12 protein-coding genes are annotated in these 20,473 nt (G+C 59.2%); 4 read left to right on the top strand and 8 right to left on the bottom strand.

Translation table 11 applies throughout. The features are described from left to right. The first annotated feature begins 25 nt into the window (after positions 1–25). On the top strand, positions 26–1,126 hold the full coding sequence (locus tag AC0QKW_RS23180) for a sensor histidine kinase (protein ID WP_473153474.1): 1,101 nt from the start codon (positions 26–28) through the stop codon (positions 1,124–1,126). A gap of 11 nt (positions 1,127–1,137) precedes the next feature. On the opposite strand, the gene AC0QKW_RS23175 is transcribed toward AC0QKW_RS23180, so the two are convergent. Continuing rightward, positions 1,138–2,415, bottom strand: coding sequence for a glycosyltransferase (locus tag AC0QKW_RS23175; RefSeq protein ID WP_473153473.1), 1,278 nt, complete (start codon positions 2,413–2,415; stop codon positions 1,138–1,140). Between the two features lie 431 nt (positions 2,416–2,846). Here AC0QKW_RS23175 and AC0QKW_RS23170 point away from each other — a divergent pair, with 431 nt between their 5' ends. Then, positions 2,847–3,188 (top strand): hypothetical protein, encoded by a 342-nt coding sequence (locus tag AC0QKW_RS23170; protein ID WP_473153472.1) that lies wholly within the window; start codon positions 2,847–2,849, stop codon positions 3,186–3,188. Between the two features lie 64 nt (positions 3,189–3,252). On the opposite strand, the gene AC0QKW_RS23165 is transcribed toward AC0QKW_RS23170, so the two are convergent. Beyond that, positions 3,253–4,428 carry a quinone-dependent dihydroorotate dehydrogenase gene (locus AC0QKW_RS23165; protein ID WP_473153471.1) on the bottom strand — a complete coding sequence of 392 codons (1,176 nt, stop codon included), beginning with the start codon at positions 4,426–4,428 and terminating at the stop codon, positions 3,253–3,255. Positions 4,429–4,971: 543 nt separating this feature from the next. Here AC0QKW_RS23165 and AC0QKW_RS23160 point away from each other — a divergent pair. Further along, positions 4,972–7,749 carry a sensor histidine kinase gene (locus AC0QKW_RS23160; protein WP_473153470.1) on the top strand — a complete coding sequence of 926 codons (2,778 nt, stop codon included), beginning with the start codon at positions 4,972–4,974 and terminating at the stop codon, positions 7,747–7,749. Positions 7,750–7,957: 208 nt separating this feature from the next. On the opposite strand, the gene AC0QKW_RS23155 is transcribed toward AC0QKW_RS23160, so the two are convergent. Continuing rightward, entirely contained in the window at positions 7,958–9,511 is a 1,554-nt protein-coding gene (locus AC0QKW_RS23155) for an NAD(P)H-quinone oxidoreductase subunit N (RefSeq protein WP_473153469.1), read from the bottom strand. A 445-nt stretch (positions 9,512–9,956) separates the two neighbouring features. On the opposite strand from AC0QKW_RS23155, the gene topA reads away from it, so the two are divergent. Beyond that, on the top strand, positions 9,957–12,782 hold the full coding sequence (gene topA, locus AC0QKW_RS23150; RefSeq protein ID WP_473153663.1) for a type I DNA topoisomerase: 2,826 nt from the start codon (positions 9,957–9,959) through the stop codon (positions 12,780–12,782). A gap of 39 nt (positions 12,783–12,821) precedes the next feature. On the opposite strand, the gene AC0QKW_RS23145 is transcribed toward topA, so the two are convergent. The 5 genes from AC0QKW_RS23145 to clpB all read right to left on the bottom strand — a co-directional run bounded on the left by AC0QKW_RS23145 (position 12,822) and on the right by clpB (position 20,446). Further along, entirely contained in the window at positions 12,822–13,604 is a 783-nt protein-coding gene (locus AC0QKW_RS23145; protein ID WP_473153468.1) for an ATP-binding cassette domain-containing protein, read from the bottom strand. Further along, positions 13,601–14,773: an ABC transporter permease DevC gene (devC, locus tag AC0QKW_RS23140; protein WP_473153467.1), complete on the bottom strand. Its 1,173-nt coding sequence runs from the start codon at positions 14,771–14,773 to the stop codon at positions 13,601–13,603. Before devC (AC0QKW_RS23140) ends, AC0QKW_RS23145 begins: the two co-directional genes overlap by 4 nt. A gap of 232 nt (positions 14,774–15,005) precedes the next feature. Continuing rightward, entirely contained in the window at positions 15,006–16,184 is a 1,179-nt protein-coding gene (gene devC, locus AC0QKW_RS23135) for an ABC transporter permease DevC (protein WP_473153466.1), read from the bottom strand. A gap of 9 nt (positions 16,185–16,193) precedes the next feature. After that, positions 16,194–17,366, bottom strand: coding sequence for an HlyD family secretion protein (locus tag AC0QKW_RS23130; RefSeq protein ID WP_473153465.1), 1,173 nt, complete (start codon positions 17,364–17,366; stop codon positions 16,194–16,196). A gap of 395 nt (positions 17,367–17,761) precedes the next feature. After that, entirely contained in the window at positions 17,762–20,446 is a 2,685-nt protein-coding gene (gene clpB / locus AC0QKW_RS23125) for an ATP-dependent chaperone ClpB (RefSeq protein WP_473153464.1), read from the bottom strand. Between the last annotated feature and the right edge of the window lie 27 nt (positions 20,447–20,473).

Genomic DNA, 20,473 nt, shown 5'->3' with positions numbered 1-20,473 from the left:
TGGGCTGAGCCCCGTTGTTTTTACTATGGCCAAATATAGCCTGCGTAGTCGCTTGTTTTGGTCCCATCTGGCGGTGATGGGGGTGGGTATTTTTACCCTGGCGCTGTTTGGTCGCCTCTACACCCCGCGGCTATTTATCGTGTTCTTTGAGCGCTATGAGAACGGGGTGCTGAGCGTGCAGCGGCGCACCCAGATGGTGGAGGGGCTAGAGGCTGCCTGGAGCCGAGGCATGCTGTGGGCTATTTTGGTGGGCGGGGGCACGGCGGGAGGGCTGAGCTACTGGGTGTCGCGGCGCATTATTCGCCCCCTCGATCGCATGGCCGATGTGACGCGATCGGTGGCAGCCGGCCATTTAGACGAGCGGGTGCCGCCGTCGGAAATTATCGAAGTCCAGCGGCTGGCCAGCAGCTTTAACCAGATGGCGGCAGAGCTAGCCGGGGTCGAAGAACATCGCCGGGAGCTAATTGGCGACCTCACCCACGAGCTGCGCACACCCCTAACCATCATCCATGGCTATCTGGAGGGGCTGGCTGACGGGACAGTGCTGCCTGAGACAGAACTGTACCAGCGGCTAGCGGGCGAAACTACCCGTCTTCAGCGGCTGGTAAATGACCTCCAAGAACTGTCTAAGCTAGAGGCGGGCTATCTGCCGATTCAGGCCCAGACGGTGGCTCTGTGTCCGCTGCTCGGTGGCCTAGTGCGCCCCTTTGCCGATCAGTTTCTCAGCGACGATCGAGTGGTGATTACTCTGCAGTGCCCTCCTGATCTGCCTTCGGTCTACGCCGACCCCAGCCGCATTGAGCAAATTGTGATCAATTTGATCAGCAATGCCCTGCGCTACACCGAGAAGGGAGCAGTGACGGTCAACGCCTGGGCCAAGCCGGGGCGGGTCTATGTTGCCATCGCCGACACTGGCATCGGGATTGCCGAGGAAGATGTACCTTACGTGTTTGAGCGGTTCTGGCGGGCCGATCGCTCCCGCAATCGCAACTCTGGCGGCACTGGCCTGGGACTGACCATCTGCCGCCGCTTAGTAGAGGTGCAGGGGGGTGAGATCGAGGTCAAAAGCCAGCTGGGGCAGGGCACTGAGTTTATCTTTTGGCTACCTCAAGGACAGGCAAAATAGCAGATTGCCCTTTACTTGACCTGGGTGACGCGCCAGCTGAGCTTGAGATTGAGCCAGAAGTTCCAGAAGGTGACGATCGCGATCGCCACCAGGTTTGCCAGATAAGCCCAGCGCTGGCCAAACACCAGGTTGTAGACCACATTCAGCACCAGCACGTTGAGCACCAGCCCCGCTAGGCAGACCAGGTTGAACTTGAGCAAGCGCTTCAGCCGAGCTGACCAGCCCCGTTGCAGCATACTGATGTCAGCAAAGGTCCAGGCGTCATTCCAAATGAAGTTGTTGAGAATGGCCACCTCCGCCGCCACAATTTTGCTGCGGGTGAGGGGTAGTCCCAGGGTGCTGTGGAGCAGGTAGAGAATTGCCATATCCACCACTACGCCACTGAGGCCTACCAGGCCAAAGCGCACAAACCGCTGCATCGGAAACCGCTGGTGTAGCTGTCCTAGCCGCCCCCCCAGCCGCAGCCGTAGCAGGTGATGGATGTAGTCGATGTACTGTCGCCAGGTGACCTTGCTGGCCCCTTCCTGGCGCTCTTGAAACACATAGCCCACCTCAGCAATGGTGTCGATGTCACCGCGCCCCAGCACCTCAATCAAAATTTTGTAGCCCTTGGGGTTGAGCAGCGGGCCGGCGATCGCATCCCGCCGCACCATAAAATAGCCGCTCATGGGGTCACTCACCCGGCCTACCACCTGAGGCAACAGCAGCAGCCCCAAGGTCTGTGCCCCCCGAGACAGCACTCGCCGGGCCAGGCTCCATTCGCTGACGCCGCCGCCCTCCACGTGGCGACTGCCCACCGCTAGATCGGCCCCCTTCCCAATGGCTTCTAGCAGCTCGATTAGCACCTCGGGCGGGTGCTGGAGATCGGCATCAATCACGCCCAAAATTTGCCCCTGTGCCCGCTGCCAGCCCCGAATGACCGCCGACGAGAGACCCCGCTCACCTTGGCGACGGATCACCCGCAGCTGTGGGTAGGTAGCGGTAAGGGCCAGAGCCTCCTGCCAGGTTAGATCAGAGCTGTCGTCGTCTACCACGATCAGCTCGTAGTCGTTGGGTAGTGCCGCGTCAAGCAGCGCGGTCAAGCGCTCTACCAGGGGGCGAATGTTTTTACCTTCGTTATAGGTAGGTATTGCTAACGACAGGGTCAGCGTTTGGTGCGTCAGACCAGTTTCTCCACTGCCCAGCCCTCTATGAGCTAGATCTTCAGCTGCGGCTGCGGCTCGGGGCAAAATCTGCAATGGCCCCTCGGGGCAAGACTCGAGCTTTTGCAACTGAGATTGAGGAATCATGGCAACGATGTCACAGACCAAGAATGGCGCAAGCCCGAGACGCTGGGCGCCCGATCTGGTGACGCCGATGCCTGAACCTGACCGGAATTTTACATAAGCACCTATCCTACAGCAGCCGATTCACTGTCGTAAACGACCGAGGTGCCCAAGCGAAAACCGAGCCATCGGGTTTCTCAAACCTCTGGGTCTTGTGCTAGCTGAGCCTCCCTCCGCCTTTGGGCCAGCGCCTCAACCCCTTGGCGGCCAAACCTCAACCCGCAGAATGTGTCCGGCGGTAGAGAGGGGCAGCCATTGGGTTTCGTACCATACAACTCAGTCGACACAGCTCAGTCAACTTTTGGTCATCGCAGCCAAGTTGTACCGACGCTCACCGCACTTCGACTTCTCTACCCAGGCAACCTGTTCTCACCCTAAAAAAATCAGGAGACTGTATGCAACGCTTAATTGCCCTGACGCAAGCATTCTGTGATCGTCATCTGCGATCGCTCGCCCTAGCTGGCCTGGTGGGCCTCATGGGCTGGCTCATGGTCACCTCCCAGCCTGCCTATGCGGCTAATATGGCTGATGCGTCGATCCCAGTCGATCAAGTAATGACCCACGAACCCCGCGGCCAGGCCTACGAAGAGGCCCTTGAGGTGATTGACGACCCCAACGGCGTGCAAAAAACCTATAAAGACAATCTCAAACAGTACCGCCAAGCTCACCCCAAGCAAGAAGGAATCGTTGACGAAGTCAAGGATTTGGTCGATAAAATAACACCCGGCCAAAAGTAAAACTCTATGGGGTCTGCCATTACTCCAGGGAGGGCGATCGCCCTTCCTGGAGTAACGCTGAGGGTTATTCCCTAACTACTGTTTCTTGAGGCACCCGTGGCGAGGCTCGATGGCTCAGCCCTACAGCCTCGCCAATCGTCTCTATCTGGTGCTCCTCAAGCTTTGCCAGCAACCCCTGGAGAATCTGAGGTACCAGCCAAGGCCCTTCATAGACCCAGCCGGTATAAATTTGTAGCAAAGTGGCCCCGGCAATAATCTTCTCCCAGGCGTCAGCGGCGGTAAAAATGCCGCCCACCCCAATAATTGGCAGAGTGCCTCCGGTGCGTTGGTAAATGTAGTGAATGACCTCGGTGGATCGCTGCCGGAGGGGAGCGCCACTAATGCCCCCGGCCTCGTCTGCGACCCGATTGCCGGTTTGCAGCAGGGTTTCGGTTTTGAGCCCCGCTCGGGCAATGGTGGTGTTGGTAGCAATGATGCCCGCTAGACCGTAGGTCTGGGCCAGATCGATAACAGTATCGATGTCGGCCCAGGATAGATCAGGGGCAATTTTGACCAAAATCGGTTTGCTGTCGCGGTTTTCATCCTGCAAGGTGGCCAAGATGGGGCTGAGCTGATCGGCAGCTTGCAGCGATCGCAGCCCCGGCGTATTGGGCGACGACACATTCACCACAAAGTAGTCGCCGTAGGGGTAAAGCTGTTGAAAACTAAACCGGTAATCGGCGGCGGCCTCGGTCAGGGCTGTCACCTTTGACTTGCCCAGGTTGATGCCGATGGGAATGGTGGGGCGGGCCGTTGGCCAGTCAGAACGCAAGCGATCGGCCAGGGCAGCAGCACCCTGATTATTAAAGCCCATGCGGTTGAGCACGGCTTGGTCTGGCAATAGGCGAAACAGTCGGGGCGGCGGGTTGCCGGGCTGGGGGTGGCGGGTCACAGTGCCCAGTTCAGCAAAACCAAAGCCCAGCAGGGGCCAGGCTCCTGCCGCTTGGCCATCTTTGTCAAAGCCAGCAGCCAGCCCCAAAGGATTGGCAAAGGTGAGGCCCCAGCAGGTCTGGGTGAGGCGATCGTCGGCTAAGCAAAACTGCCGCTGGAGCCAGGGGCGAGCGTGACTCAGCAGTGGCCCGGAGTCTGTCTGCCCCAGCCAGGCTAACAGATCGATGGCGCGCTGGTGTAAAAACTCGGGGTCAAGGGTGACCGCATGAAATAGCAGCGGTCGGACAAACTGACGGTAGGGATCTTTCACGGCCTTAGGGGTGTGTGCAAAAGGGTGGGCAGGGTAGACTGGTAGTTAGGCTAGATGTAGACAGACTGCCTGGGCAGTACTGGCTTACCTTAGCCCTTACCTGAGAGAGCACACCAGGTGAGTAATGAGGGTTAGCAGGCTTAGGCAAGGGCGCTGCTGCGGCTTTCGATTAGTCCTCATTGAGGATTAGTCTGCCAAGGGCCATTGCTCTTAGTGTCTATTTCTTATTAAAGCAGCCTCATCTACCATCACCCTAGAACCAACTCAAGGCTGCGAACAGATCGGGGTGGAGTCTACAGAAATAATGGCCGGTAAACCTGATTGACTGTCGTCTTGGGGGGGAAGTCTCCAGGACGGAGTAGGACATGCATCGGGCGGCGGCTCTGCCCTGGGCCTCAAGCAGACCTGGGGTTGAGATTGATGCTGCTCTCTAAGCCAGGTGTAGTCTACTAATCCATTTCCCTGTAAGCGAGGAGACTGTTCACACCAATGGCGCAATCGCGATCTAATGATTCTCCCAGTGATAGGCATGACCAGAAAATCATGGTGCTGTCGCGCCTGCTAAAAGCGCTGCGGGGGGCGACTACGGCAGAGGAGGCGGTGACCATTGCCCTCGACCATGTGCACCAAGAGCTGGAGTTTGAGGTGGCTTGGATGGGGCGCTACGATCGCGTCAACCATCGGCTGATGGCTAAGGGCTGTCACAGCCCAGCCCAAATGCGATCGATTCGCACTGTCATCAACCTGACCCCTGGCGATGTGATGGAGCAGGTGATCGTGCAACAGCGCCCGATGGTTGTAGCCGACCTGCAAAACGAAATTCGGGCCGGGGAGTGGGGCACCATCGCCAAGCAGTTTGCGCTGCAAAGCGCCATCATTTTTCCCATTCGTTACCAGGAGGTTTGCTATGGCCTGCTGGTGCTGGCCTCTACTCACTGGGGCAAAAGCGCCTCGCTGGGAGAGCGATCGTACCTGGCCATTGTCATGGGCGAACTGGCTGAGGCGCTGCACCACTTTGAGTCGGAGCAGCAGCGGCAGCAGGCCAAGCGACTAGACCAACCGCTGCTAGCGCTCATTGGTCATCTAGGCTCTCTCCCCGACATTGACAGTCAGCTCAAAGAAGTGCTGCGCGAGGCCCAGCGGTTTATTGCACCCCACCGATCGCGGGTGTTTTGGCTAGAGCCCAAGGGCAACTATTTTTGGCAGCGTATGCCCTGTGCGGCCCTGCGAGCCACCGTTCAGTCAGGAGGCTACGGTACACCAATTCCTCTGGAGGAGGTGCGGGCGCTGTACCAGGCTCTCTGTAACCAGCAGCTGGTGGTAGTGGGCGAGAGTCGGGGCGCGCACAAAGCGGTGGTATCTGACCGACTGATGCAGCACCTTCAGGCAGAGGCCGTGATGGTGGCACCGATCAGCTCCCAGGGAGACGTGGTGGGCTTTATCTCAGTGGAGAGCAACCGCCCCCGGGTATGGGCCGACACCGAAAAGCAGTTTCTCATCGGGGTGGCCCAGCTGCTGAGCCTGACTTTACCAGCGGCGGCCAGTCGCGAGAGCGATCGCCTCATTCAGCTCGACCGGCACCTCACCGCTGGAGTGATCCAGGGCATCCACGGCGATGTGGACTGGCAGCAAACCCTGCAAACCTGCTTTACCGTGCTGCAAGATCGCCTGGCGATTCAGCAGTTTTTTGTGCTGCTGTTTAACCCCGATCGCAACGGCTATGACCTCTGTTTTCAAAGCCAGGCCAGCCAGCCCCAGGGGGTGCCCATGGTGTGGCCCTGCCTTGACGACGTCGACTGGCAAATGCTGGAGCGCAGCCCTGCGCCGATCTCGGTTGACGACCTGACCCACGACCTCAAGCTGATGGCCTGGCGGCCCTACCTGCTAGAGCTGGGTGCCCGTTCAGTGCTGGTGTGCAATGCGGCCCCCGGTAGAGCGCCAGAGGGCATTGTGCTGGTGTGCGATCGCGTCAGCCGCCAATGGATCGCCACAGAGCAGTCTCTCCTTGAGGCCGTAGCCCGACAGATCGGCGTCATTTTGCACCAGTGGCAGCTCCAGCGCCAGCTCGACCAGCAGCAGCATATCTACGAATCGATTCAGTGGGGGCTGCAGGCGTTGCACAAGGGACTTCTTCCCGATCAGCTAGAGCAGACCACCTTGCAGCACATCATGCAGCTGCTCCAGGGGGGCACGGTGCTGTTGATCAGCTGGCCCGCCGACAGCAGCACCGCTGCGGTGACCCAGGTGGTCAGCCAAGACAGCAACATTCGGGTCAACGCGGCCCATCTCATTCCCCTCAGCAGCGATGCCGTGATTAACTGGGCGCTCCAGACCGACGGCATTTTGCCCCTCAGCGTAGATGAGCTGCCCGCCGACACCGCCGCCTGGTTTAGCGCTCCTAAGGGAAGTCGGCTACTGGTGACCGCCCTCAGAACTGCCCCCACTCACCTGGTCACTGGCGTCGTGGTGGCGGTCTCACCTGAACATCGGCAGTGGACCAGCCACCACCTGACGATCTTTAAGCTGCTCACCAGCCAGCTGGCCTGGTCGCGACGACACCTGGCCATGACTACCATGCTGACCCAGCAGCGCCAGGAGCTGGAAAACCTCAACTGGTACAAGCACCACCGCCTCGAAGATCTCTACCGTACCCTAGGTAAGCTGGGTCAGGAGCTAGGCTACCTGCAAGGGCTAGAATCTCCTATCAGAGAAGAGCTCAAGCTGCTCCACAGCCAAGTGACCGCCGCAATGGAAAATGCTGAGGCAGTGCTGGTAGGCGAACGCTGGCAGATTCATCATCACTATCAAACCATGCCCCTGATCAGCCTGATCAATCGGCTGATCGATCGGGTTAACCCGATTTTAGAAGCCCGTCAGCTCTGGTCTAAGGTGCACAACGAGAGCAACGTAGTCCTGGGCGGCGACATGCTCAAAGTCGAGCTGATTCTCTACGAAGTGATGGCAGCAGCCTGCAATCGATCGCCCCTAGGAGGCCGCATCGATTTGTGGTGTCGTTCCCTGACCCTCGACTGGGTGGAGATTTCTATCACCGACGACGGTCACTGCTCGCCTCGGCTACTAGACGACCTAAACCAGGGCTATCCGGCAGATGTGCTCGCCCCCTCAACCCTAGACGGCCCACCAGGTCTACACCTGGCCATCTGCAAACTGCTCATCGATCAGCTGGGGGGCGAGGTAGCTTTCTCTATACTTGACGATGGCCGCACCCACAGTCGGCTGTTGCTGCCCCTAGCTGGCCATGCCGATCAACCTCGGCCCCAGCTGGCCCCGGCCTCTGCCCAAAGCTCTAACCCAACCTAGAATTAATGTAGGCCCCATTTTCAGAGTGCGGTGTTAGCCAGCACTGGCAAGGAGAGGCGAGGTAGTCTTGCGCTTTTAAGGGCGCTTTTAAGGCGATTTCTGAGTAACAGTTTCACCAATGGTTGGTTCTCGCCTACCCCACAACGACTGTAGCTGCTGTGGGGTAGGCGACCATTCTTGCCCAAAACCTGTCTAGGCGCTACCCCGTCTAATTTTGCTCTAGGGCAGGCCCGGGGGTAATGGCGACCTGGGCCGCAGGGCTTTGTAGCATAGGTGTGTTTATCACTGCCTGGTTGGCGATGGTAAACAGCGGGTTTGACAAAATGCCTGCTAGGGAGGTTGCCACGACCGCCAAAATTAGGCTGACCTGCATGGGGCGCAGACCGGGAAGATCCCAGCGAATGGTGGGGTAGTTTTTGACGACGTCAGACATTTCCTGGGGCTCTTTGACCACCATCATCTTGATCACACGGATGTAGTAGTAGATCGAGATCACGCTGGTGACCAGGCCTACCAGAACCAGCCCGTAGGCACCCGCCTGCCAGCCCGCCCAAAAAATGTAGATCTTGCCAAAGAAACCGGCCATGGGGGGTATGCCGCCCAGGGAAAGTAGACAAATGCTGAGACCGAGGGTGAGCAGTGGATCTTTTTGGTAGAGACCGGCATACTCGCTAATCTGATCGGTGCCCGTACGCAGCGAAAACAAGATCACGCAGGTAAAGCCACCCAGGTTCATAAACAGATAGACCAGCAGGTAGTAGATCATGCTGGCGTAGCCTGCGTCGGTGCCAACGACTAGGCCAATCATCAAAAAACCAGCCTGGCCGATAGACGAGTAGGCCAGCAGGCGCTTCATGCTGGTTTGGGCCAGGGCTACTACGTTGCCTAGCACCATACTGAGAATGGCCAGGGCGGTAAAGACAAAGTGCCACTGCTCTGACACTAGAGGAAAGGCGGTTACCAACAGACGAATGGCCAGGGCAAAGCCAGCCGTCTTAGAGCCTACTGACAAAAAGGCCACAACCGGCGTGGGCGACCCTTCGTAGACGTCGGGAGTCCATTGGTGAAAGGGTACGGCGGCAATTTTGAAGGCAATGCCAGCGATCACAAACACGAGGGCAACAACCAGGCCGATGGGCGCTTCGGTACCGTCGCTGACGATGTTGGCGGCGATCGCCCCCAGCCGAGTCTGGCCCCCAGACAGCCCGTACAACAGCGACGACCCGTAGAGAAAGATGGCTGAGCTGGCTGCGCCAATCAGCAGATACTTAAGCGCTGCCTCATTGGATCGGGGGTCGCGCTTCATGTAGCCAGTGAGCAGGTATGACGAAATACTTAGGGTCTCTAGGGCGACGAAAATCATCACCAGTTCGCTGGCACCAGAGAGAAACATGCCCCCTAGGGTGGCAGTCAGCAAAATCACCAAAAACTCGGCCAGAGAAGTACCTGACTGCTCCACATAGCGAATGGCCATGGGTACCGTGACCACCGCCGACAGGGCAATAATGGCGCGAAAAACAATGCTCAGGTCGTCGGCGTTGAAAGCACCCAGGAAGCCGACGGGGTTGACCATTGACCACTGTAGGACCAGGGCCACCACCGATCCTAGGCCACCGACGATGGCGGCATAGGGCGTCCAGGTCGATGAAGAGCGGCCCTGAATCAGATCGCCCACCAGAATCACTAAAATCGTGGCCAACAGAATGGCCTCTGGCCAGATGGTGCCAGCGTTGAGCAGCGCCCCGAGATTGCCGAGATCCATGGATACCTTTCCGCGAATTTATCCTTAAGCGTACCGTAGTAGGTCAACTGTGCCGTAGCCAGTCAATGGGTCTTTAGTACGTGATGGGCCGATGGTAGCGCGATCGCGCCAGCCCCGCTAGGGGTCACCCAAGCCCTTTTTAGTTTACATAGAGCTAGACGATAACCTAGGAATGATCTATCTATGTAGCTTATAGACCAACCTCAACATGTCCCTCCAGAGTCTCCCCAGGAGACTCCCTGAGCCACTAGATGCTGAAGGTGAATCATTAAGTTTTCATGGATGGGGACACCGAAGAACCTCTCCCTATGCCATACAGTGTTGATCACTGGGGTACGCTCACCCTCGGGTTTGCTCCCGGAGGTTTAACCTAGTGATTGACCACCGCGCCCAAACCGCCGCTCGCTCGCCCATCAACGCCCACACCCGCAACGCCAACCGCCCTATGTCAACCCTTGTCATTGTCGAGTCACCCACCAAGGCCAAGACGATTCGCAACTACCTGCCGGCGGGGTACCAGGTTGAGGCGTCTATGGGGCATGTGCGCGACCTGCCGCGATCGGCCAGCGAAATACCAGCTAACGTCAAAGGTGAGAAGTGGGCTCAGCTAGGGGTCAACCCAGACGATGACTTTGCCCCGCTGTACATCGTGCCCAGCGACAAAAAAAAGGTGGTCAAAACCCTCAAAGACGCCCTCAAAAACGCTGACGAGCTGCTGCTGGCCACTGACGAAGACCGCGAAGGCGAAAGCATTAGCTGGCACCTGCTCCAGGTGCTCAACCCCAAGGTTCCCACCCGGCGCATGGTGTTTCACGAAATTACCCAGGAGGCGATTCAGGCTTCCCTCAGCAACTGTCGCGACATTGACAGCCAGCTCGTCCACGCCCAGGAGACCCGCCGCATTTTAGACCGCCTGGTGGGCTACACCCTGTCGCCGCTACTGTGGAAGAAAATTGCTGGAGGGCTGTCGGCAGGCCGAGTGCAGTCGGTGGCCGTCAAAGTCGTGGTGAAGCGCGAACAGGAGCGCCGCGCCTTTCGCCGAGGCTCCTATTGGGATCTCAAGGCCAGTCTGCTGAAAGACAGCAATGCCTTTGAGGCCAAGCTTTACTCCCTGGGGGGCACTCGCCTGGCCAACGGCAGTGATTTTGATGAGGCGACAGGTCGCGTGGCCGAGGGCCGCGAGGTGGTGCTGCTCGACGAGGCCCAGGCCCGTGACCTCCAGGTTCGACTCCAGGCTGGATTGTGGACGGTCAGCAACCTGGAGGAGCGCCCCAACACCCGCAAACCCTCCCCCCCCTTTACCACCTCCACTCTGCAACAGGAGGCCAACCGCAAGCTCAGACTCTCGGCCCGCGACACCATGCGGGTGGCCCAAAATCTCTACGAGCAGGGCTACATCACCTACATGCGTACTGACTCGGTGCACCTATCAGAACAGGCGATCGCCGCCGCCCGCGCCTGTGTCACCACCAAATACGGCACCGACTACCTCAGCCCCAAGCCCCGCCAATACGCCACCAAATCTAAGGGCGCTCAGGAGGCCCACGAGGCGATTCGCCCTGCTGGTAGCACCTTTAGAACCCCTGCCGAAACTGGCTTGAGCGGTCGCGAAGCTTCCCTCTACGACCTGATCTGGAAGCGCACTGTGGCCAGTCAGATGGCCGAGGCCCGCCAGACCAATATCACCGCCTCTATTGAGGTGGAGAACGCGATTTTTCGCGCTACCGGCAAGCGCATTGACTTTCCCGGTTTCTTCCGCGCCTACGTCGAAGGTTCGGATGACCCCGAGGCGGCGATCGAAAACCAAGAGGTGCTGCTGCCCGCCCTAGCCCAGGGTGACGCGCTCGGCTGTACCGATCTAGAGGCGATCGGCCACGAGACCCAGCCCCCTGCCCGCTACACCGAGGCTACCCTGGTCAAAACCCTTGAAAGCGAAGGCATTGGTCGCCCCAGCACCTACGCAACCGTAATCGGCACCATTATCGATCGCGGCTACGTCAACCTGGTCAACAACAGCTTGATCCCCACCTTTACTGCCTTTGCAGTGACCGAGCTGCTAGAGCAAAACTTCCCTGACCTGGTCGATCTGCATTTTACCGCCCGCATGGAGCAAACCCTCGATGACATCTCTACCGGCGAGGTGGAATGGCTACCCTACCTGAAAGCCTTTTATTCCGGCGATCAGGGTCTAGAGACCATGGTGCAGGAGCGCGAAACCCAAATCGACCCCACCGCTGCCCGTACGGTGCTGCTTGACGACCTGGAGGCCAAAATTCGCATCGGTCGCTACGGCCCCTACGTGGAAATTGGCAATGGCGAAGAGTCGGTCAAGGCGTCGATACCCGCCGACGTGCCCCCCGCCGATCTCGACGCCGAGCAGATTGAGCGCATTATTAAACAAAAGGTCGAAGGCCCTGACAAAGTCGGGCTGCACCCCGATACCGGGGAGCCAATTTTTATGCGCATCGGCCCCTACGGCCCCTACGTACAGCTGGGCGAACCCACCGACGAAAACCCCAACCCCAAGCGGGCCTCGCTCCCCAAGGGCACCCAGCCCGAGGCGGTCACCCTAGAGATGGCGGTGGGATTGCTGATGCTGCCTCGAAACCTGGGAGCCCACCCGGAAACCGGCAAGTCTATCAAGGCGGGTCAGGGGCGGTTTGGCCCCTACATTGTCCACGACCAGGGTAAAGAGGGCCGCGACTATCGATCGCTCAAGGGCGACGACGATGTGCTGACCGTCACCCTGGATCGGGCGCTCGAACTGCTGGCCCAACCCAAGGCAGGGCGAGGCCGCAAGAAAGTCGACCCTCTCAAGGAACTGGGTGCCCACCCCGACGACAATGAACCGATCGCAGTGTTTAATGGCCCCTACGGCCTTTATGTCAAACACGGCAAGGTCAATGCCTCGGTGCCAGAGGGTACCGAGTTAGACAATATCTCCCTCGAAGAAGCCCTGGGGTGGATTAACGCCAAGGCCTCGACCAAAAAAGGCAAGGCCGGTGGTCGAGGCAAAGGAACCAGCTCGCGCACAACCAAGACGGCGGCAGCCAGCAAGGCCAGTGGTACGAAGAAAACCACTAAAGCCTCGACGGCCAAGACCGCTAAAACCACCAAGTCCTCAACGGCCAAGTCAGCGGCTAAGGGCACTGGCAAGAGTGCTGAGACTAAGTCCTCAACCCGATCGAAAACCTCAAAGACCACAACCGGTCGATCGCCATCGACTAAATCCACTGCCAAAACAGAGCCGTCTGACGACGGTGACCTGTAGATCAACCACGCGGGCTGGGGCTGGGGCCAGCCTGCGGCCCTACATAATAAACGACTGGTGGTCAGAGGATTGATGTGCATGGCTAGCAGCGAACTGCTGAGAGCTTTCGTCCGATTCGAGCCGACCGTCGACCAGGTTAATGATGCGATCGGCCACATCGAGGATGCGGTTGTCGTGGGTGACCATGAGAATGGTGCAGCCACGTTCCTGGGCCAGGTGCTGCATCAGTGTCACCACGTCACGGCCCGACTGTTTGTCGAGGGCGGCGGTGGGCTCATCCGCCAAGATCAGCCGGGGCTGGTTGACCAGGGCGCGGGCGATCGCAACTCTCTGCTTTTGCCCCCCCGACAGCGCCGCAGGCTTATAGTCGGCCCGTTCTGCCAGACCCAGTTGACTGAGCATATCCACCGCCCGCTGGCGCTTGCCGCGAAAGTTGCCGGTCAGCTCTACCGCCATTTCCACATTTTGGGCGGCGGTGAGCGACTCAAACAGGTTGTGGGCCTGAAAGATAAAGCCAATGTTGCGGCGAATCTCCACCAGCTGGCGATCGCCCAACCCCACCAACTCTTTGCCCAAAACTTGCAAACTGCCCTCGGTGGCCGATCGCAGCGCCCCGATCAACGTCAGCAGCGTGGTTTTGCCCGAGCCCGATGGCCCGGTCATGATCACAATCTGGCCAGGGTTGAGGTCGAGGCTAATGTCGAAGAGTACCTGTTTGCGCAGGTCGCCCCGGCCAAAGAAGTAGTTAAGATTGCGCACCTTGATGGATGCCTCGACGGGCGGCATCGAGGACGGCATCGAGGACGAAGCAGCAGAATTCATAGCCCAAAAACCTCAGCAGGGTCAGTGCGCTGCACTTTGCGGACGGCCACAGCGCCAGAAATCAAACACATAATGAAAGTGGCTAGATACAGATTAACCACCCGCTCTAGGGTCATTTTGAACAGCAGCCCGGTGACCGCCGCCCCCAGGTTATAAAACAGGGCGCTGATCAGCAGCCCTGGAATAAACCCCAGCACCGACAGAATGATCGCCTCCTGAATCACTACCCCAAACAGGTAGGCGTTATCGTAGCCGATCGCCTTGAGGGTGGCGTACTCCGACCAGTGGTCGGCCACATCGGTGTAGAGAATCTGGTAGACCAGAATAATGCCCACCACAAAACCCATCGCCGTCAGCAGCGAGAACACAAAGCCAATGTTGGTGTTGACTTCCCAGTAGGTGCGCTCGCGGGCGATGAAGCCCTCCGGCCCCTCCATTGGCAACACCAGCACATCCTTGGGTAGACCGTCGCGCAGGGCCGCCACCAAGCGATCGATGTCGGTACCAGGGGCGGTACGCAGCAGGCCAATGTCGGCGGTGGCAAAGCTGCGCTCCTCTTCTTCGGGGCCACGGTTGGCAAAAAACCGCAGAAAGTTCTGGTCGCTCATGATCAGATTGCCATTGCCTGAGGCAAAGTCAGTACCCAGGCTAAAGGTGCCCACAATGCGAATCTCGCGATCGGCCAGCTCGGTGATCACGCCGGTTTCGCGGGGGCCAACCTCAGTGCGCGATCGCTCGTCGATCAGCGCCGTATTTGGCAGGCGCAGCTCCTGCTGGCGGCCTAAAATTTCTGGCAGGGGCAGCACCGGGTCGCTGGGATTGTAGGCGATCACCCGCACCGGGCGGGTTTTGCGGGTGTCGGGGTTTTTCCACCGGGCGTCGCTGAGGTAGAGGGCGTAGGCCCCCTCCACCCCGTCAAAGGCCTGGGCCTGGTAGAGGCGGCGGCGGGCAAAGGCCCGGGGCACAAACATGTTCTCCTTCAGCCGGTTGATGATCACGATCTCGCCGTTGAGCCGCTCTAATAGCTGGGTCTGGCTGTCGTAGAGGGCGTTTTTGAACCCCGTGAATAGAAACATCAGCAGCACCGCAAAGGCTACCCCCGCCATGGAGGTGAGAAATTTCTTGCGATCGTGAATTAGGTTCAGTAAAGCGAGGGGGGTTCGCTGCATGGGGCGATTTTAGATTAGCGGTTGTGGGCGGTGGGCTGGTCGATCGCTGAAAACAGCAGCGGGGGAAATCGTTTGGGCGGCGGCGCCGGGCAAGGCTGCTCACGCCTCCCTTTGCCCAGGGGGAAATCTAAGGGATTTCGTACCGCAAGAAACTGGGGAGATCGGGTTATATCAGGGCAACATTTCGCTGTACCAAAGCACCCTTTCAAATCCCAAATCCAACCTCTAAAATTCATGCGAATACCTCAGCCGGATCTGCCGTTACCGCTTTTCTGACTGAGATCAGCCCCGACAGGGCGCACATCACCACCGTTAGGGTAAACACAAAAAACACCCGAAAGATGGTCATCTGCATGGGCAGCGTGCCCGCCGTGGCGTTGTAGGCCAGATTGTAGAGCCCCAGGGCCAAAATCAGCCCCGGCACGTAGCCCATCAGCGCCAGCAAGATAGCTTCGTGAATGATGGTCTTAAACAGGTAGCCGCCGCTGTAGCCGATCGCCTTTAGGGTCGCGTATTCCCGCAGGTGATCGCGAATGTCGGTGTAGAGAATTTGGTAGACAATTACGGTGCCGACGATAAACGACACCAGCACCCCCAGGCCAAAGATAAAACCGATGGAGGTGGTCTGAATCCAAAACTGGCTCTCTTTGCGGATGATTTCCGGCTTGGTGTAGACCTCCACATCGGCGGGGAGCTGCTCTTGCAAGGCCGCTTTTACCCGCTGTGGGTCGGCCCCTGGCTCCAGCAGCACCAGGCCCAGGTTGATCTGGTTGAGCGATCGCGGCGAAAAGTAGCGCACAAAGTTTTGGTCGCTCATGATCAGCGTGCCGTCGGCGGCAAAGCCCCCGCCCAGATCGTACTGGCCAGCGATGGTGATGCGGCGGCGATCGGCTTCGGTCTCCAGACCGATGGTTTGGGGGCCAAACTCAGGGCGCGATCGCCGGTCGATGAATGCACTATTGGGCAGCTGGAGCGATCGCCGTTTCTCCACCGTGTCAAACTCCGGCATCAGAAACACCGGGTCTTCAGGATTGATAGCGTAGACAAACAGCGCCCGGCTGAGGCTAGTTTCAGGGTTTTTCCAGAGGGCGTATTCGGCGTAGAGGGGCATCACTTTTTGCACCCCCTCAATGCCCGCCGCCTGGTACAGCCGCTCGCGCGGAAAGGCCTTAGTGGAGCTAATTTCTAACGACTGAGGAGAAATTAAAAAAATATCGCCGTTGAACTGGTCGTAAAAATTGGTGGTGGTGCTGACCAGCGCCCCCAAAAAGCCCAGGTTCATAAACATCAGCAGCACCGCAAAGGTCACCCCCGCCACCGCCACCATCAGCCTGGCTCGCTCGTGGAGCAGGTTATGCCAGGCCAGGGGAATGCGGCGAGGGCTGGGACGATTGGGAATGGCAAGTTTCATTGGGCCACCTCAGGAGTCCACATCGATCGCCACATCCACCTGGAGGTTGGTCAGCGTCGCCACCACCTCGCTCTGGTTTACGGCCACCCGCACCTCGACCACGCGGGCGTCGGCGTTGGCGGCGGGGTCGTCGTCGAGCACATCGTTTTTGGCAATTTGCAGGCCAATTTCGGCCACGGTGCCGGTCAGGCTTTCGCCAAAGGCCCCGTTGCGGCTGGTGATGGTAACGGGCTGCCCCACCGCCACTAGCCCAATGTCAGATTCGTAGACCTCGGCCACCACCACCATCTGATTGGTGTCGCCCAGGGCCAGCACCGGGCCATCGTTTGGCGATACCGCCTCGCCGGGGTAGGCAAATACGTCAATCACCTGCCCAGCCAGGGGGGCACGAATAATGGTGCGGGCCAGCTGGGCCTCAGCCAGGGCCAGGCTCTGAACGGCGGAGTCAACCCGGCTGGCCACCTGGGCGCGGGTGGTGGTGGCGCGGGCCGAAACCACCTGAGCCTCGGCATTCTTTATGTCGTTGAGGCGGGCCTGCTCTAGGCGCTGCCGAGTGGCGGTGGCGTTGCCCAAGTCGGCCCTGAGGCGATCGACGGTGGCCTGCTGGCGGTCTAGCTCTTGGCGAGAGATCGCCCCCGACTCGTTGAGTTCTTGGAACCGGGCCAGGTCGATTTCGGCCACGTTTAGCTCGGCTTGGAGGCTGGCGATCGCAGACTCCTGAGCGGCGATCGCCGCCCGCTGCGGCCCGTCGATCTGACTAATGCGGGTGCTGGCCTCCTGCACCTGGGAATTGCCCACGGCGGTTTCAGCCACCAGCTGGGCACGGGCCTCGGCCAGCTGACTGGCCGCCACATCGCGCTCGGCCCGGCGCACGTCGTAGGTGTCCAGGTAGGCGAGAATCTGACCCGCCTGAACGCGATCGCCCTTTTGCACCTCCAGTCGCTCAATCCGTCCGGCCTCGGCGGTGGCTACATCGATAAGGCGGCTGGCAGGCTCGACCCGCCCCAGGGCCACCACCTTCACCTGACGGGGCGGCGGCAGTTCTGCCTGCTCGCGGGCCGCTTGGCGGGTCTGCAACACGTTGCGCACCGCTAGTGTAGATCCGACTCCCCCCAGCAGCAGGGCGGCTAGGAGCAGCCAGAGACCGGGTTTTTTCCAGGGTTGAATAGACTGGGATTGCATAGCTTGCAGATGTAGAGCGGTGAATAGCAAACCAATGGAGCGTGAAGCGAGCCAGTGAACTCAAATTTAACTGAACGGTGTAGTTTAGTCAATTGTTCAAGTAAAGCGTCGATCCCATATAGGGCTGTAGGATGAAATTCGGATTCGGTATCACGCAGCGGCGGGCCAGCGCTGAGGTGACGTCTCGCCCAGGGTTTCCCCACTGGGGGTGGGTGCCCGCTCTACAGCGGCTACATTAAGTCGGCATTGGCTTTTTAGGGATTCCCGTTGGGAGAACTTATACTAGATTCTCCTTGGCTACCCCCAATTCAGCAGGGCAAACAACCGTCTGCCCCTACGGTGCGGCCTTTTGGGAATCGGGGTTGTGTGACTCGGATTTGGCATTAGGCCAGCTTCTAGCTGCCCACTGTTGATTCCACCTTGGCGGCGGCGGGCTCTGGCTCTGCAGGGATGGCCGCTTCAGGATCTTTTTGGCTAAAGATTAGTTCCCCTGCCTCAAGGCTCACCCCAATGGTGCTGCCCGGAGCAAAGGTGTTCTCTAAAATCTTGGTGGCGATCGGGTTTTCGAGCAGTCGCTGAATGGCGCGCTTGAGGGGGCGAGCACCGTAGACCGGGTCGTAGCCACTCTCGGCAATAAAGTCGATCGCCCCATCGGCGATCTCTAGGGCAATCTGCTGGTCAGACAGGCGACGCTGCACCCGGCGAATTTGCAGCGCCACGATCTTGCGCAGCTCTGCTTTACGCAACGAGTGGAAGAGAATGAGGTCGTCTACCCGGTTGAGAAACTCGGGCCGAAACTGCTTTTGCAGCACCTTCATCACCTGCGATCGCATTTCGCCGTAGCGCTCGTCGTCGCCGCCCAGCTCTAAAATCAGATCGCTGCCCAGGTTGCTAGTCATGATCACCACAGTGTTGCGAAAGTCGACCCGGTGACCCTGGGAGTCGGTAATCCGCCCGTCGTCGAGCACCTGCAAGAGAATATTGAAAACATCGGGATGGGCCTTCTCCACCTCGTCCAGCAGCACTACCGAATAGGGGTGGCGGCGCACCGCCTCTGACAGCTGACCACCATCTTCGTAGCCGATGTAGCCAGGGGGTGCCCCCACCAGCCGCGATACGGCGTTTTTCTCCATGTATTCCGACATGTCGATGCGAATTAGGGCATCTTCGGTGTCGAAGAGAAACTCAGCCAGGGCACGGGCCAGCTCGGTCTTGCCCACCCCGGTTGGCCCCATAAACAAAAACGACCCCAGGGGGCGGCCCTGGTCGTTCATACCGGCTCGGGCGCGGCGAATCGAGGCAGCGACGGCCTCGACCGCTTCCTCTTGACCAATGACGCGCTCGTGCAGGTGGCCTTCGAGCTGGAGCAGCTTTTGGCGCTCCGACTCCATCAGCCGGTTGACCGGAATGCCCGTCCACTTGGCGACAATTTCGGCGATGTCGGCCTCGGTGACCTGCTCGCGCAGCATGGTGGTGCCCTGGGCCTGCACTTCGGCAAGCTGGGCTTCTAGCTCTTCGCGATCGCGCTGAATCGCCTCTAGCCGGCCGTACTTGAGCTGGGCGGCCTTGTTGAGGTCGTAGGCCCGCTCAGCCTGCTCAATTTGCAGCCGAATCTGGTCTTCTTCTTCTTTAAGGGCGTGGATGGCGTCAAGGGCCTGTTTTTCGCTTTGCCACTGGCCGCTAAAGGCTTGCTGTTTGGTCTGGAGTTCGACGATCTCGTGATCGATGCGACTGAGCCGTTCTCGAGAGGCTGGGGTCGCTGAGCCGTTTTCGGCCTCTAGGGAAAGTTTTTCCATCTCTAGCTGCATGAGACGACGCTCGATGCTCTCTAGCTCCTCAGGTTTGGAGGTGATCTCCATTTTGAGCTTGGCAGCGGCTTCATCGACCAGGTCAATGGCTTTGTCGGGCAAAAAGCGATCGGCAATGTAGCGGTCTGAGAGTACCGCCGCCGCCACCAGAGCGCTGTCGGCAATGTCGACGCCGTGGTACGACTCGTAGCGCTTCTTGAGCCCTCGCAGAATAGAAATCGTATCCTCGGCGCTGGGCTGACCCACGTATACCTGCTGAAAGCGGCGCTCTAGGGCGGCGTCTTTTTCAATGTGCTTGCGGTACTCGTCGAGGGTGGTGGCACCAATGCACCGCAGCTCACCCCGCGCCAGCATGGGCTTCAGCAGATTGCTGGCATCCATGGTGCCCTGGCCTGCCCCAGCCCCCACCACGGTGTGCAGCTCGTCGATAAACAGCACCACCTGCCCGGCGGAGTCGGTGACTTCCTTGAGCACCAGCCGCAGCCGCTCCTCAAACTCGCCGCGAAACTTGGCCCCGGCAATCAGCCCGCCAATGTCGAGGGAAATCAGGGTGCGGCCCTTGAGCGATTCGGGTACCTCGCCATTGATAATGCGCTGCGCCAGGGCTTCGGCGATCGCGGTCTTACCTACCCCCGGTTCACCAATCACCACTGGGTTGTTTTTGGTGCGGCGAGACAGCACCTGAATCACGCGGCGAATCTCGTCGTCGCGGCCAATAACCGGGTCGAGCTTGCCGTCTCGGGCCAGCTGGGTGAGGTCAATGCCGTATTTTTCTAAGGCATCGTACTGCGCCTCGGGGTCTTGATCGGTCACCTTTTGGCTGCCGCGCACCGCCTGCACCGCCGCCATTAGCTCTGGGCCACCGATGTTAAAGCCCCGCAGCAGCCGCAGCCCAATGCGCTCGTCTTCTTGAAAACCCAGCAGCAGATGCTCGACTGAGATAAATTTGTCTTTGAGGGTTTTTCGAGCGGCCTCGGCACTATCTAGCATGCGATCGAGACTCTGCCCCAGGTAGAGATTGCTGTCGAGACCAGGGCGCACGCGGGCCTGGCGCTTGGCAAAGGTCTCTAGCTCATCCAAGAGCAGGTCGCTGTCGAGCCCTGCCTTGGTCAAGACTTTATGGGCCAGCCCGTCTTCTTCCTGGTCGAGCATGGCGATGATGACGTGCTCAACCTCCATGTATTGATGTTTGCAGCGGCGGGCCACGTCCTGGGCTTCGACAATGGCGTCCCAGGCTTTGGCGGTAAACTTGTCGGGGTCGGTGGGCTGCATAGTCTCCGGGGCGGGCCAGCGCGTGCT

The organism is Pseudanabaena sp. PCC 9330 (assembly GCF_055795045.1).
This window is presented reverse-complemented; position numbering and strand designations above follow the sequence as displayed.